This is a genomic window from Streptomyces sp. NPDC001903, assembly GCF_042891345.1.
GTDB lineage: Bacteria > Actinomycetota > Actinomycetes > Streptomycetales > Streptomycetaceae > Streptomyces.
Map to the genome: position 1 here is coordinate 74,454 of NZ_JBIASZ010000001.1, position 12,365 is coordinate 86,818.

At 71.8% G+C, this 12,365-nt stretch carries 16 protein-coding genes; 15 read left to right on the plus strand and 1 reads right to left on the minus strand.

The features are described from left to right. The first annotated feature begins 166 nt into the window (after positions 1-166). From ACFYZS_RS00340 to ACFYZS_RS00405, 14 genes are all read left to right on the plus strand, one after another. Positions 167-1,087 (plus strand): hypothetical protein, encoded by a 921-nt coding sequence (locus tag ACFYZS_RS00340; RefSeq protein ID WP_389005261.1) that lies wholly within the window; start codon positions 167-169, stop codon positions 1,085-1,087. Between the two features lie 39 nt (positions 1,088-1,126). Then, positions 1,127-1,828, plus strand: a complete 702-nt coding sequence (cpaB, locus tag ACFYZS_RS00345; RefSeq protein WP_389005263.1) for a Flp pilus assembly protein CpaB — start codon at positions 1,127-1,129, stop codon at positions 1,826-1,828. Positions 1,829-1,835: 7 nt separating this feature from the next. Further along, entirely contained in the window at positions 1,836-3,113 is a 1,278-nt protein-coding gene (locus tag ACFYZS_RS00350) for a CpaE family protein (RefSeq protein WP_389005265.1), read from the plus strand. A gap of 3 nt (positions 3,114-3,116) precedes the next feature. After that, positions 3,117-3,494: a TadE/TadG family type IV pilus assembly protein gene (locus tag ACFYZS_RS00355; RefSeq protein WP_389005267.1), complete on the plus strand. Its 378-nt coding sequence runs from the start codon at positions 3,117-3,119 to the stop codon at positions 3,492-3,494. A 1-nt stretch (position 3,495) separates the two neighbouring features. Then, the gene (locus tag ACFYZS_RS00360) at positions 3,496-3,855 is read left to right on the plus strand and encodes a TadE/TadG family type IV pilus assembly protein (protein WP_389005269.1); all 360 of its coding nucleotides are present in this window, start codon (positions 3,496-3,498) and stop codon (positions 3,853-3,855) included. Positions 3,856-3,862: 7 nt separating this feature from the next. Continuing rightward, positions 3,863-5,209 carry a CpaF family protein gene (locus ACFYZS_RS00365; RefSeq protein WP_389005271.1) on the plus strand — a complete coding sequence of 449 codons (1,347 nt, stop codon included), beginning with the start codon at positions 3,863-3,865 and terminating at the stop codon, positions 5,207-5,209. After that, positions 5,206-6,144 carry a type II secretion system F family protein gene (locus ACFYZS_RS00370; RefSeq protein WP_389005273.1) on the plus strand — a complete coding sequence of 313 codons (939 nt, stop codon included), beginning with the start codon at positions 5,206-5,208 and terminating at the stop codon, positions 6,142-6,144. The genes ACFYZS_RS00365 and ACFYZS_RS00370 overlap by 4 nt, the downstream gene beginning before the upstream one ends. A gap of 13 nt (positions 6,145-6,157) precedes the next feature. After that, a complete protein-coding gene (locus ACFYZS_RS00375; RefSeq protein WP_389005275.1) occupies positions 6,158-7,051 on the plus strand; it encodes a DUF5936 domain-containing protein in 894 nt (297 codons plus the stop codon). Positions 7,052-7,054: 3 nt separating this feature from the next. After that, on the plus strand, positions 7,055-8,257 hold the full coding sequence (locus ACFYZS_RS00380; RefSeq protein ID WP_389005277.1) for a sensor histidine kinase: 1,203 nt from the start codon (positions 7,055-7,057) through the stop codon (positions 8,255-8,257). Further along, positions 8,254-8,940 (plus strand): response regulator, encoded by a 687-nt coding sequence (locus ACFYZS_RS00385; RefSeq protein WP_389005279.1) that lies wholly within the window; start codon positions 8,254-8,256, stop codon positions 8,938-8,940. Before ACFYZS_RS00380 ends, ACFYZS_RS00385 begins: the two co-directional genes overlap by 4 nt. A 110-nt stretch (positions 8,941-9,050) precedes the next feature. Continuing rightward, positions 9,051-9,251 carry a hypothetical protein gene (locus ACFYZS_RS00390; protein ID WP_389005281.1) on the plus strand — a complete coding sequence of 67 codons (201 nt, stop codon included), beginning with the start codon at positions 9,051-9,053 and terminating at the stop codon, positions 9,249-9,251. Beyond that, positions 9,248-9,883: a pilus assembly protein TadG-related protein gene (locus tag ACFYZS_RS00395; protein ID WP_389005283.1), complete on the plus strand. Its 636-nt coding sequence runs from the start codon at positions 9,248-9,250 to the stop codon at positions 9,881-9,883. The genes ACFYZS_RS00390 and ACFYZS_RS00395 overlap by 4 nt, the downstream gene beginning before the upstream one ends. A gap of 30 nt (positions 9,884-9,913) precedes the next feature. Beyond that, complete coding sequence (locus ACFYZS_RS00400) at positions 9,914-10,498, plus strand: hypothetical protein (protein WP_389005285.1); 585 nt, start codon at positions 9,914-9,916, stop codon at positions 10,496-10,498. A gap of 5 nt (positions 10,499-10,503) precedes the next feature. After that, the gene (locus tag ACFYZS_RS00405; RefSeq protein ID WP_389006249.1) at positions 10,504-11,151 is read left to right on the plus strand and encodes an OmpA family protein; all 648 of its coding nucleotides are present in this window, start codon (positions 10,504-10,506) and stop codon (positions 11,149-11,151) included. Between the two features lie 73 nt (positions 11,152-11,224). On the opposite strand, the gene ACFYZS_RS00410 is transcribed toward ACFYZS_RS00405, so the two are convergent. Further along, the gene (locus ACFYZS_RS00410) at positions 11,225-11,785 is read right to left on the minus strand and encodes a TetR/AcrR family transcriptional regulator (protein ID WP_389005287.1); all 561 of its coding nucleotides are present in this window, start codon (positions 11,783-11,785) and stop codon (positions 11,225-11,227) included. 100 nt (positions 11,786-11,885) lie between these two features. Between ACFYZS_RS00410 and ACFYZS_RS00415 the strand changes: the two genes are divergently transcribed. Then, on the plus strand, positions 11,886-12,311 hold the full coding sequence (locus tag ACFYZS_RS00415; protein ID WP_389005289.1) for a nuclear transport factor 2 family protein: 426 nt from the start codon (positions 11,886-11,888) through the stop codon (positions 12,309-12,311). Positions 12,312-12,365: the final 54 nt, after the last annotated feature.

Here is a 12,365-nt window from a genome sequence, read left to right on the forward strand (position 1 = left end):
GGGCCGCCGGTACGGGAATTACCAAGGCCCTGCCCTGCCAGGGACGACGCGGATATGGTGCTGGGGCAAGGGGGAAGGGCGCCGATCGTTTGCGGTCGCGCAGGGGTGCGCGTACGCGACGGCGGCGCCGACGTATGGGGCGTACGGGGTGAACAGGGGGATTCGCGTGCCGACCGCCATTGCCGTCACCAGCGCCGATCTGGTGCTGCCGGCCCCCGACCGGCACACACCGCCGGCCGTCGTCCTGCACCCGCCCGGACAGCTCGACCTCGCGGGCGCCCTCGCCGAGACGAGCGCCCTGCTGGAGCGCCACGGCCACCTCGTGGCCGTCGTACCGCCCTGGCTGCCGACCGCGACCGTCCAGCGGCTGCACACCGTACGGGGCATCCTGGAGACCGACCGGATCGCCCTCCTCGACATCGATCTGCCGCCGCTGGCCACCGCCCTGCTGGTACGTCAGCTGCGCCAGCTCAGCGTCTGCGACTTCAGCCCCGGAGTCATCGCCTCCGCGGCCCGGCTGCTGTCCCACTACATCCACGCCGGGGCCCTGCTCGGCTCGGTCGCCAAACTGGACCGGGTCCCGGTCGGCCTCAAGGCGCACGCCCGCTCCTGGTCGCCGAGCGCGCAGTTCGCCGTACTGGCCCACCCCGCCCCGCACCTGGTCAAGCTGACCGGCTCCGGTGGGCGCGGCGGCGCGCACGCCGGGGGCGGCGCCCTGCCGCCCGGCCCGGCGTACGCCACCCACCTCACCTTCGCGCGCGGCCAGCTCGCCTCCGACTGGGTGGCGGCCGAACTCGCCCCCGCCTGGCGGGTCCAGGGCGTCATGGAGAACCCGCTCCCGGCCGACTCGCCGGTCTGGTGGGCCACGGCGAAGCTGGTCGAGTTCGCCGCCGCCATCCCGGACCCGTCCGTGCTCTACCAGTTGGTCGCCTCCGTACGCCGCGAGGAGTGCCACTGGTGCGGCCTCGAACTCATCGGCGACCGCTGTGGCTTCTGCGCCGCCCCCCTGGCCGCCCCGCCACCGGCCGAGACCGGCGGGCGGACGGCGCCGTCGGCCTTCGCCGGCGTCCCCAGACCAAGACACTGACCGGCTGAACGATCGAAGAACGGCGAGGTAGTACGGCCCATGAACTCACGCCAGCGCCGCGGCGTCATCCTGCTGCTCCTGTCGGTCCTGTGCGCCCTCGCGGCGTTCGGCGGGGTCCTCGTGGTGATCGGCGACGTCAATTCCAAGGTCGGGGCCGAGGTCACCGCCTATCGCGCCAAGGGCGACATCCCGCCGTACAGCCCGCTGTCGGCGGGCCAGTTCGAGGAGGTCTCCATCCCCAAGCGCTGGCTGTCCGACACCGCCGTCACCGACCTCGGCCGGCTCAAGGACAAGATCGCGCTCACCACCCTGCGCAAGGGCTCGCTGCTCCAGTCGGACATGTTCGTCGACAAGCCGCAGCTCCAGCCGGGGGAGCAGGAGATCGCCATCATGATCGACGCGGCGACCGGCGTGGCGGGAAAGATCTACTCCGGCGCCAAGGTCAACATCATCGCCACCTTCAAGGGGGCCAAGGACACCGAGCCCTCCCGCTCGGTGATCATCGTCGCCAACGCCCGCGTCCTGAACGTCGGCAAGCTCACCGCCCTCGACAAGGACGGCGACAAGAAGGGCCCAGCCGAGGCGGTCCCGATCACCTTCGCCCTGAACACCAAGGACACCCAGCGCGTCGCGTACGCCGAGTCCTTCGCGGAGCACGTACGCCTGGCCCTGGTGGCGCCCGGCACCGACTCCGCGCCCGGCCCGGGCGACCGTACGTACACCCTCGACGGGGACAAGTGAGGCCCGGATGACCACCCGAATCCTCCCCGCGGCCGGCGACCCGGACGCCGCCCGCGCCATCTCCACCCTCCTCAGCCAGCTCCCGGCCGCCGAGCCGGGCGCCCCGGTCCCCGACTCCACCACGCTGCTCGACACCCTGGGGCGGCTGGCCGCCGAATCCATCGACGAACTGCCCGAGGTGGTCCTGGTCCACGAGCGGATCGGCCCGGTGCCCGCGCTCGACCTCATCCGAGAGGTCGCGCTCCGCTTCCCGGCGGTGGGCGTGGTGCTGGTGTCCTCGGACGCCGGACCGGCCGTCTTCTCCGCCGCCATGGACTCGGGCGCGCGGGGCCTGATCGGGCTGCCGCTCGCCTACGAGGAACTGGCCGCCCGCGTCCAGGCCGCCGCCCAGTGGTCGGTCGGCGTACGCCGCCACCTGGGCCGCGGAGCCGACGTGTTCACCGGCCCCGGCGGCAAGGTGGTCACGGTCACCGGGGCCAAGGGCGGCGTCGGCACCACCTTCACCGCCGTGCAGTTCGCGCTGGCCGCTGCCGCCTCGGGGCGGCGTACGGCCCTGGTCGACATGGACCTCCAGGCCGGGGACGTCGGCTCGTACCTCGACGTGCAGTTCCGGCGCTCGATCGCCGACCTCGCCGGGATCCACGACATCTCCCCGCGCGTGCTCCAGGACGCGGTGTACGAGGACCGCACCGGGCTCGCGCTGCTGCTGGCCCCGGCGGAGGGCGAGCGGGGCGAGGAGGTCGACGAACGCGCAGCCCGGCACATCGTCGGCGCCCTGCGCAGCCGCTACGAGCTCGTCGTCATCGACTGCGGCACCCAGGTGACCGGCGCGAACGCCGCCGCGGTGGAGATGGCGGACGTGGCGGTCCTGGTCACCACGCCCGACGTGGTCTGCGTACGGGCCGCCAAGCGGCTGGTCCGGATGTGGGAGCGGCTCCAGGTCCGCAAGGCGGAGGACACCGCGATGGTGGTCAACCGCTGGAGCAAGCACACGGAGATCCAGCCCGCGCTGATCGAGAAGATCACGAAGACCCGGGCCACCCGGACCCCGGTCCCGGCCGCCTTCAAGGAGCTCCAGGCGGTGGTGGACGCGGGCCGGGTGCAGGACCTCGACAACCGCTCCAGCGTGAAGCAGGCGCTGTGGACGCTGGCCGGCGAACTCGGCCTGCTGACACCCCCGTCCGCGGGGGAGCCCGAAGCCGCCGCCGCGGGGACCCCGGGCGCGGCCCTCGCCATACGGGCCGCGGGCCCGGTGGCGCGGCTGCGCCGCGGCCGGGAGGGCTGACGGATGTCCGCGCGCAGACCCGTCGGGCGCGGCCGGGGCGATCGCGGCCAGGTGGCGGTCGAGTTCGTCGGCATGGTGCCGCTGATCCTGCTGCTCGTGGCGGCGGTGTGGGAGTGCGTACTGATCGGGTACGCGTTCTCCCTGGCGGGCAACGCGGCGGACGAGGCGGCGCGGGTGGGCGCGGTGCACGGCGGCGGGGCGTGTGACGCCGCAGCCCGGCGTCACGTCGGGGGCGCCTGGAACATGGGCGTGGAGTGCGGTGAGGCGGGCGACGTCTACAAGGCGACCGTGAAGCTCAACCTCCCGGTCTTCTTCCCGGGCCTCGACATCGGCATCCCGATCACGGGCGAGGGCGGCTCCGCGAAGGAAGAGGAGGACTGAGGTGAAACGAGACCGGGACCGGGGCCAAGTCGCCCTGGAGTACATCGGCTTCATCCCGATCCTGCTGTTCGTCGCGCTCTGCGGGATCCAGCTCGGCTGGGTCGCGTACGTGGAGCAGCAGGCGGACACCGCCGCCCGTACCGCGGCCCGCGTGGAGGCCCGCAGGGGCGAGGGCGGGGAGGCGGCCGGCAAGGCGGCGATCCGGCCGAGCCTCGCCTCGCTCGCGGTCATCGACATCGACCGGTCGACCGACGCCGTCACGGCGACGGCCCACATCACGGTCAGGTCCATCGTGCCCGGCCTGGACTCCATCACGGCCGAGCGCACGGCCGTCATGCCCAACGACGATCCGAAGGGGTGAGCGCACCATGAGCCTGCGTTCCCGCGTCAACACCCCCGACGACCGGCACAGTCCCCGCGAGGACGGCCGGCTGGTCTCCGCGTACCGGGCCAAGCTGCTGGAGGAGATCGACCTCGCCGAGATGTCGGCCCTCGCGCCCGCCGAGCGCCGCGCCCGGCTGGAGCGGGTACTCGGGCACATCATCAGCCGCGAGGGCCCGGTCCTGTCCACCGTCGAGCGGGCGCAGCTGATCCGCCGGGTCGTGGACGAGGCGCTCGGCCTCGGCGTGCTCGAACCGCTCCTCGAAGACGCCTCGATCTCCGAGATCATGGTCAACGGGCCGGACCAGATCTTCGTCGAGCGGGCCGGCCGCGTCGAGCAGCTGCCCCTGCGCTTCGCCTCGAACGAGCAGCTGATGCAGACCATCGAGCGCATCGTCTCCACCGTCAACCGGCGGGTGGACGAGGCCAATCCGATGGTCGACGCCCGCCTGCCCAGCGGCGAGCGCGTCAACGTGATCATCCCGCCGCTGTCCCTGACCGGCGCCACCCTCACGATCCGCCGCTTCCCGCGCGCGTTCACCCTGCACGAGATGATCGGCCTGGGCTCGCTGGACGAGCAGATGCTCCTGCTGCTGTCCGGGCTGGTCCAGGCGAAGATGAACCTCATCGTGTCCGGGGCCACCGGCACCGGGAAGACCACGCTCCTCAACGCCCTCTCCGGCCTGATCCCGGAGGGCGAGCGGATCATCACCATCGAGGACTCGGCCGAGCTCCAGCTCCAGCAGGCGCACGTCATCCGCCTCGAATCCCGCCCGGCGAACGTGGAGGGCAAGGGCCGGATCACCATCCGCGACCTCGTACGCAACTCCCTGCGCATGCGCCCCGACCGCATCATCGTCGGCGAGGTCCGCGGCGGCGAGACCCTCGACATGCTCCAGGCGATGTCCACCGGCCACGACGGCTCCCTGGCCACCGTCCACGCGAACAGCGCCGAGGACGCGCTGATGCGCCTGCAGACACTCGCCTCGATGTCCGAGGTGGAGGTCCCCTTCGAGGCCCTCCAGGACCAGATCAACAGCGCGGTGAACGTGGTCGTCCAGCTGACCCGCTTCGGCGACGGCTCGCGCCGACTCACCGAGATCGCCATCCTCGACTCCCACGGCCGCGAGCCCTTCCGCATCACCACCGTCTGCCGGTTCGCCGCCCAGCCGATGGGCGCCGACGGCCGCGTCCACGGCTACTTCGAGTACTACCCCCTGCCGCGCCGGATCGCGGACCGCCTCTACATGAACAACCAGCCGATCCCACAGGCCTTCGGGGTCGCCATGTCCGACGACCAGCTCGCCACCCGCATCACCCGGACCGTCCTGTGAACCCACTGATCCTCCTCACCCTCGGCGTCACGCTGCTGGCCTGCGTCCTCGTGGTCGCGGGCGTCCAGGCGTACGCCGCCGGCCGCGCCCAGCGCGCCGCCCTCATCGACCGCCTCGCCGCCGACGGCGCGCCGGAGCCGCCGGGCCGCCGGCGCCGCTTCGCCGGGGTGGACCGGCGCCTGCGCCGGACCGCGCTCGGCAAGCGGATCGAGCGGAAGCTGGCCGTGACCGGCCTGGACCTCACCCCCGGCGAGTTCTTCGTCTACGTGCTGACGTCGGTCGCCGGGACCTGGCTGGTCGCGGCGAGCTTCCTGGCCCCGTTCTTCGGCCCGGTGGCCGCCCTGATCGGCCTGTGGGCGGCCGACGCCTTCCTCAACTGGCAGCGGGCGCGCCGCAACGAGCGCTTCATCAACCAGCTGCCCGAGCTCGCCCGCATCCTCGCCAACGCCACCCAGGCCGGGCTGGCCCTCCGTACGGCCATCGCGATGGCGGCCGAGGAACTGGAGGCGCCCGCGGGCGAGGAGCTCTCGCGCGTCGCCGACCGTCTCGCCGTCGGCCACTCCATCGAGGAGGCGCTGGGCGAGATCGCCGAACGGCTGCCCTCGCGGGAACTGGTCGTACTGGTGTCGACGCTCGTGCTCTCCGCGCGGGCGGGCGGCGCGATCGTCGGCAGCCTGCGCAACCTCACCGTCACGCTGGAGCAGCGCAAGGAGACACGGCGCGAGGTCCGCACCCAGCTCTCCCAGGTGACCGTGACGGCCTATCTGGTACCGGCGATCGGACTCGGCTCGCTGCTGCTGGTCAACGCGATGATGCCCGGCGCGCTGGACCGGATGACCGGCGCCTTCATCGGCCAGACGGCGGTGCTGGTGGCGATCGGACTCTTCACGCTGGGCTTCGTCCTGATCCGCCGGCTCTCGAAGATCGACGTGTGAGGGGGCGACGGACATGACGGCTCTGCTGCTGGCGCTGCTGCTGGGGGTGTCGGTCTTCGGCGTCTTCCACGGCATCCGCCTCTACCGCGCCGACGTGAAGCTGCCGAGCGACCTCGCGCTCGCCCTGGAGGTCGGCGCCACCCGTACGACGGCCGTCGGCTCGGCCGTCGACCGGCTGGGCATCCGCTGGGCGCCGCTCGTCCTGCGCCTGATGGGACCCAACCGGGTCGCCCGCAAGCGACGCCAGATCGACCTGGCGGGCAATCCGGCCGGCCTGACCATGGACCGGTACGCGGCGCGCCGCGCGGTCTACGGGTTCCTGGGCGCGCTCGGCGCCTTCTCGATGCTGATCAACGGGCAGCTCGTACCGGCCCTGCTGATGATCGCGTTCGGCCTGTTCTGGATCGAGGTCGGCCTGTGGTCGGCGATCCGGGTCCGCCGCGACCACATCGAGCGGACGCTGCCGGACTTCCTGGACGTGCTCGCGGTCGTGGTGAGCGCGGGGCTCGGCTTCCGGCAGGCGCTGGAGCGGGTCGCGGCCAAGTACGAGGGCCCCTGGTCGGACGAGGTCCGGATCACCCTCCAGCAGATGGACATGGGCGTCAGCCGCCGCCAGGCCTTCGACGAGCTGCGGCGGCGCAACGACTCCGAGCAGGTCGCGCAGTTCGTGACCGCGCTGCTGCAGGGCGAGGAACTGGGCTCGCCGATCGTGGACACGCTGATCGCGATCGCCGAGGACATGCGCCGCACGGACGCCCAGAACGCCCGCCGCCGGGCGGCCCGGGCCGTTCCGAAGGCCACCTTCGCGGTGACCATGTTCATGCTGCCCGGAACGCTGATCCTGCTGGTCTGCGGCTTCGTGTACGGCGCGGACGTCGACTTCGGCGCGCTGCTCGGGGGCGGGTGAGCCATGGCGGTCCTCCACATCCCCCTGGCGGGGCCGGCCGTACGGGCGGGGACGGCGGGGGAGCCCTCCCCGGCACTGCGCTCCCGTGCGCTGCAGGCACTCTCCCGCCGCGTCTTCGCGTTCCGGATGGTGATGATCGGCCTGGGCGCGCCGCTGGCGCTGGGCCGCACGGCCGGCGGCGGGCCGACGTACCTCGTGGGCGGCGCGATCCTGCTCACCTTCATGCTCTCGTACGTGCTCTTCCGCGACTGGGAGCGCTTCGGCCCGCTGCTGCTGCGCCACCGGTGGCTCCTGGCCCCCGACCTGGCGTGCTGCGGACTGCTGCTGGTCACGGCGCGGCCCGCCTCGCCCCTCGGCCTCGTCGTGCTCTGCACGCCGCTGCTGGCCGGGCTGGTCCACGGATGGCGCGGCTCGGCGCTCTACGCGGCGATGGCGGCGGTGGCCGTGGCCGCCGTGGCCGGCGGGCTGACGCTGCCGGTGCTGTGCCTGCTGGCGGGCGCGGCCGGAGCCTCGCTGCGGGACCTCCTCTTCCGCTTCGGCGCGGCGAGCCAGGCCCTGACGGAGACGCGGGCCCGGCTGGCGGTGGCCGAGGCGGTGCGCGCCGAACGGGACCACCTGGCGCGCGAGATGCACGATTCGGTGGCGAAGACCCTGCACGGCCTGGCCCTGACGGCGGACGCCCTCGCCCGCACCACGGACCCGCAGGCCCTGCGCCGCCAGGCCGTCTCCCTCTCCGGCGCGGCCCGCGCGGCGGCGGCGCAGTCGCGGGCGCTGCTGACGGACCTGAGGCGGGAGACGGAGGCGCCGGGGGTCGCGCTGTCGGCCGAACTCCGCCGCCTGGTCGGCACGGAGGCGGAGCTGCGCACGCGGGGGGTCCTGCCGCTGTTCCCCTCCGCGGTCGCGCACCACGTCCTGTCCATCACCTCGGAGGCCCTGGAGAACGCCCGCCGCCACGCGGGAGCCGAGCACGTGCTGGTCTCGGTGGCCGCGGACGCGGGGGAGCTCACCCTGACCGTCGAGGACGACGGCCGCGGACTCCCGGCGGACGCCCTGAGCCGCGGGGGCCGCTACGGCCTGCTCGGCATGACGGAACGCGCGGCGGCGATCGGCGCCCGCCTGCGGATCGGCCCGCGCCCGTCCGGCCCCGGCACCGAGATCCGCCTGGGCCTCCCGCTCGCGGCCCTCACGGGGGAGGGGAGCCCATGACCGTGCTCCGCGTCCTGATCGCGGACGACAACCCGGTGGTGCGGGCGGGCCTGGCCGCACTGCTGGCGACGGCCGAGGACATGGAGGTCGCGGCCCAGGCGGCGGACGGCCGCGAGGCCCTGAGCCTGACCCGCAGGCACGCCCCGGACGTGATCCTGCTGGACGTGCGCATGCCGGGCGTCGACGGCATCTCGGCCCTGCCGCACCTCGTACAGCTGGCGCCCGTACTGATGCTGACGTACAGCCAGGAATCGGAGGTCGTCCGAGAAGCGCTCCTGCTGGGCGCGGGCGGCTACCTGGTCCACGGCGAGTTCACGCCCGACGACCTGCTCCGCGCGGTCCGCGACGTCCGCGAGGGCCGGCCCCATTTCACGCCAACGGCGGCGAGCGCGCTCCTCGCGGAACTCCGGACCTCTTCGCAACCGCAACGAAGTGTGGCACGCTCTCCTGAGCGACTGCACAACTCGGTTCTCTTCGGCCTGAGTTCGAGGGAGGTGGAGATCATGGATCTCATCGCGTCCGGGATGAGCAACCAGCAGATCGCGGCCACCTGCTTCATCAGCGAGAAGACGGTGAAGAACCACATCAACCGCATCTTCGCGAAGCTCCAGAGCACGAGCCGCAGCGAGGCGATAGCGCGCTGGCTGGGAACCGCCCGTCCAGGGGTGAGCGGCCATGGGTAGACGGAGTGCGCAGTGGGTCCGTAATTGGGCCCCGGGACCCTTGGTTATCACCGGTGACTCCCCGTACGGTCCGCAAACCAACAGCGCCACCGGCCCGGGAGGAAACCCCCATGTTGCAGAACACCCTGGCGAGGATGCGGAACCGGTACGGAACCAACCCCGCCCAGGACCGAGGCCAGACGGCCTTCGAATACCTGGGCATCATCCTGGTGGTCGTAGTGATCATCGGCGCAATCGTCGGCACGGGCATCGGCCAGAGCATCACCAACAAGATCAAGGACCAGATCACCGCCATCACGGCAGGCAAGTGACTGGCCATCGGCTTGGTGACCGAGGGCAGGCCTTCCCCATTTACATCGTGGCGGTCGCTGGACTGCTCTTCGCCGCCTTGGCGTTCGTCGCGGTGGGGATGGCCGGTGCGACGCGCAGCAACGCCCAGGGTGCAGCGGACGCCGGAGCGCTCGCAGCCGCGCGCGAAGCGAGGGACAACGTATTCATGGGCCTCGACCTGCTCAGCCTCACGCCCTCCGACTGGGAGAAAATCGTCAACGGCGATCTCCTCAACGGAGCGGGCGCATGCGCGAAGGCCGTCCATTTCGCCACCCTGAACAATGCCGACGCGACGTGCGAACCGGCCACCCCGAAGTTCACCGTGATGGTCACCACCAAAGACACGGTCGGAGACTCGGTCGTGCCCGGCGCCAGCGGCACGAAGGGCAAGGCCACAGCCACAGCCCTGATCGAACCGCGATGCACCCTGCGGTCGGCTCCGACCCCGGCTCCCACACCGACACCGTCGCCGACACCAAGCCCGTCGCCCTCACCGGCGCAGGGCAGTGTCACCTTCGTGTGCAGCGGGAAGACCGTCACCTTGGATCCCGCAAAACCGGGCTCGTTGTCACAAGTGGCGAGGGCACTCTTCAGCGTACGACTGGTCGACTGACAGCGAACGAGAGACAAGGAAACGGCGTAGATGAGCATGCGGCACAAGGTGAAGGTCCGCGGGGGAGCGGCCGTTGCGGTTGCGGCGGCCTTGGCCCTCACATTGGCCGGGTGTGGCGGGGACGACAAGCCGACGGCGGCGCAGAGCTCCTCCTCGGCTCCGAACGCGTCCGGGAATGGCCCGCAGGAGCCGTCGCCCGGGAAGCAGAGTTCAGCTCCACCGGCCGTGATTGCCACGGCGGCCGGGGAGGAGGGGGTTGTCCTCGAAGTCAATGAGGCGAAGCGCGACGGAGGCGGCTTCCTGACGGTGAGCGGCCAACTCAAGAACACCAGCGACAAGGACTTCAGCCACACAACGGCTTGGCGCGGCAACGAACTCACAAGCAGCGGCGAGTCGGTTGCGGGGGCCACTTTGGTCGACAAGGCAGGCAAGAAGCGCTACTACGTGCTGCGGGACACCGAAGGAAGGTGTCTGTGCACCACAGGCGTGAACTCGATCGCGGCCGGCAAATCGATGCCGTTCTTCGTTCAGTTCCCCGCGCCCCCGACGAACACTGCGGAGGTCGACTTCAGCCTCCCCACCTTCGCAACGGCCACCATCAAAATCTCCGGGTGACCCCCATGAATAAACGCCACCGCGTCTCCGCATCCACAGCCGTCGTCGGCCTCGTCATCGCCGGGGCCCACTTCATCGGCGCGACGAGCGCCCACGCCGACGGGGTCAAGCCCTCTGTGCCACCCGGCACCGAGCCCTCGGCCTCCGCGCCCGTGCCCATCGACTCGAACTCGCCCGGTCTGAAGATCCCGCAGGGTGGAACCCTGGCTCCGATCAAGGTGTTGGACATCGCCGAGGTCGTCGAGGACCTCGGGGGTGAGCAGCGGCGGCAGGAGACCAATCAGACCGTCATGATGGCCCTGCAGTCCGAGGTGCTCTTCCCCGAGAACAGCGCCGTCTTCAACGCCCAGGCCGCCGCCCGGATACAGGCCATCGCCAACGAGATCAACACGCAGAAGGCCACCCGCGTCAGGGTCTTCGGGTTCACCGACGACCAGGGCAGCTACGAGCACGGCAAGGAACTGTCCAAGCAGCGCGCCGACGCCGTCCAGGCCGAGTTGGCCAAGACCGTCACCAGCCCCGGCATCGTCTACGACGTGCGCGGCTACAGCGAGGACTACCCGATCGCCGACAACGGCACCGAGGAAGGCCGCAAGAAGAACCGCCGGGTCGAGATCACCTTCCCCCGCACCACCCCCGCCGGCGGCAACTAGGCACGGGCGCGGCCTAGGGGTGTCGTCAAAGTCCCTTCTGTCCAGCGGCGCCCGGCTACTTTGACGACACCCCCTAGCCCGGCCCGCCCCCGGCCCGCATCAGTGCCGACGCCGCCGCCCCGGCGCGGCGGGCCGGTTCAGGGCCGGGGTCCAGGGCGGCGACCGCCGTCGCGCCCTCGACCAGGATCAGCAGCTGGTCCGCCAGGACCCGGCGCCCGGGGCCGGCGGCCTCCGCCAGCAGCTCCCGCAGCTCCGCCTTGTGGCGGCGTACGACGTCCAGCACCCCGGCGGGGCCGGCGGTGCCCAGCTCCCCGTACGCGTTCAGGAACGCACAGCCCCGGAAGTCCGGCTCCGCGAACCACCGCGCCAGCCACTCGAAGACCGCCTCGACCGCCCCGGCCGGATCGGCTGCCTCCGCCACCGCCCCGCGCAGGCTCTCCGTCCAGCGCCGGTCGCGTCGGTCGAGGTAGGCCGTGACCAGGGCTTCCTTGGCCGGGAAGACCTTGTAGAGGCGCTTGAGCGGCACGCCCGACTCCGTGCGGATGCGGTCCATGCCGACGGCCTGGATGCCCTCGGCGTAGAACAGCGCCTCCGCCGCGTCCAGCAGCCGGGTCGTGGCCTCTTCGTCGTCCATGAAGGCAGCGTAGCCCAGGATCGCTTGCGCCGAGAACGGTCGTTCTCTAAGGTCGAGAACGACCGTTCTCAACTCTCCCGACCGACCCGAGGTGACCGACATGGCCGACCCCGCCGCCGTACGCCCGCCCCTGCCCCCCTTCACCGAGGAATCCGCCCGCGCCAAGGTCCAGGCCGCCGAGGACGCCTGGAACAGCCGCGACCCCGAGCGCGTCGCCCTCGCCTACACGGAGAACTCGTTCTGGCGAAACCGCGACCGCTTCCTCAGCGGCCGGGACGAGATCCGCGAGTTCCTCGCCGAGAAGTGGGAGCGCGAGCTCGACTACCGGCTCCGCAAGGAGCTGTGGGCCTACACCGGGAACCGGATCTCCGTCCGCTTCGAGTACGAGTGGCACGACGCCCGCGGCCAGTGGTGGCGCAGCCACGGCAACGAGCAGTGGGAGTTCGACGACAACGGGCTGATGCGCCGCCGCGAGGCCAGCATCAACGACATCCCGATCACCCCCGAGGACCGCCGCCTCACCTGATCCGCCCGCCGGGTGGGCCGTCCGCCGGGTGTGCTGCCCGCCGGGTGTGCCGTC

What these genes read in the sequence shown, in the direction of transcription:
- cpaB (WP_389005263.1), top strand. Translation starts at nt 1,127, where the DNA reads ATGAACTCACGCCAGCGCCGCGGCGTCATCCTGCTGCTCCTGTCGGTC.
- ACFYZS_RS00350 (WP_389005265.1), top strand. Translation starts at nt 1,836, where the DNA reads ATGACCACCCGAATCCTCCCCGCGGCCGGCGACCCGGACGCCGCCCGC.
- ACFYZS_RS00355 (WP_389005267.1), top strand. Translation starts at nt 3,117, where the DNA reads ATGTCCGCGCGCAGACCCGTCGGGCGCGGCCGGGGCGATCGCGGCCAG.
- ACFYZS_RS00365 (WP_389005271.1), top strand. Translation starts at nt 3,863, where the DNA reads ATGAGCCTGCGTTCCCGCGTCAACACCCCCGACGACCGGCACAGTCCC.
- ACFYZS_RS00375 (WP_389005275.1), top strand. Translation starts at nt 6,158, where the DNA reads ATGACGGCTCTGCTGCTGGCGCTGCTGCTGGGGGTGTCGGTCTTCGGC.
- ACFYZS_RS00380 (WP_389005277.1), top strand. Translation starts at nt 7,055, where the DNA reads ATGGCGGTCCTCCACATCCCCCTGGCGGGGCCGGCCGTACGGGCGGGG.
- ACFYZS_RS00385 (WP_389005279.1), top strand. Translation starts at nt 8,254, where the DNA reads ATGACCGTGCTCCGCGTCCTGATCGCGGACGACAACCCGGTGGTGCGG.
- ACFYZS_RS00390 (WP_389005281.1), top strand. Translation starts at nt 9,051, where the DNA reads ATGTTGCAGAACACCCTGGCGAGGATGCGGAACCGGTACGGAACCAAC.
- ACFYZS_RS00400 (WP_389005285.1), top strand. Translation starts at nt 9,914, where the DNA reads ATGAGCATGCGGCACAAGGTGAAGGTCCGCGGGGGAGCGGCCGTTGCG.
- ACFYZS_RS00405 (WP_389006249.1), top strand. Translation starts at nt 10,504, where the DNA reads ATGAATAAACGCCACCGCGTCTCCGCATCCACAGCCGTCGTCGGCCTC.
- ACFYZS_RS00410 (WP_389005287.1), bottom strand. Translation starts at nt 11,785, where the DNA reads ATGGACGACGAAGAGGCCACGACCCGGCTGCTGGACGCGGCGGAGGCG.
- ACFYZS_RS00415 (WP_389005289.1), top strand. Translation starts at nt 11,886, where the DNA reads ATGGCCGACCCCGCCGCCGTACGCCCGCCCCTGCCCCCCTTCACCGAG.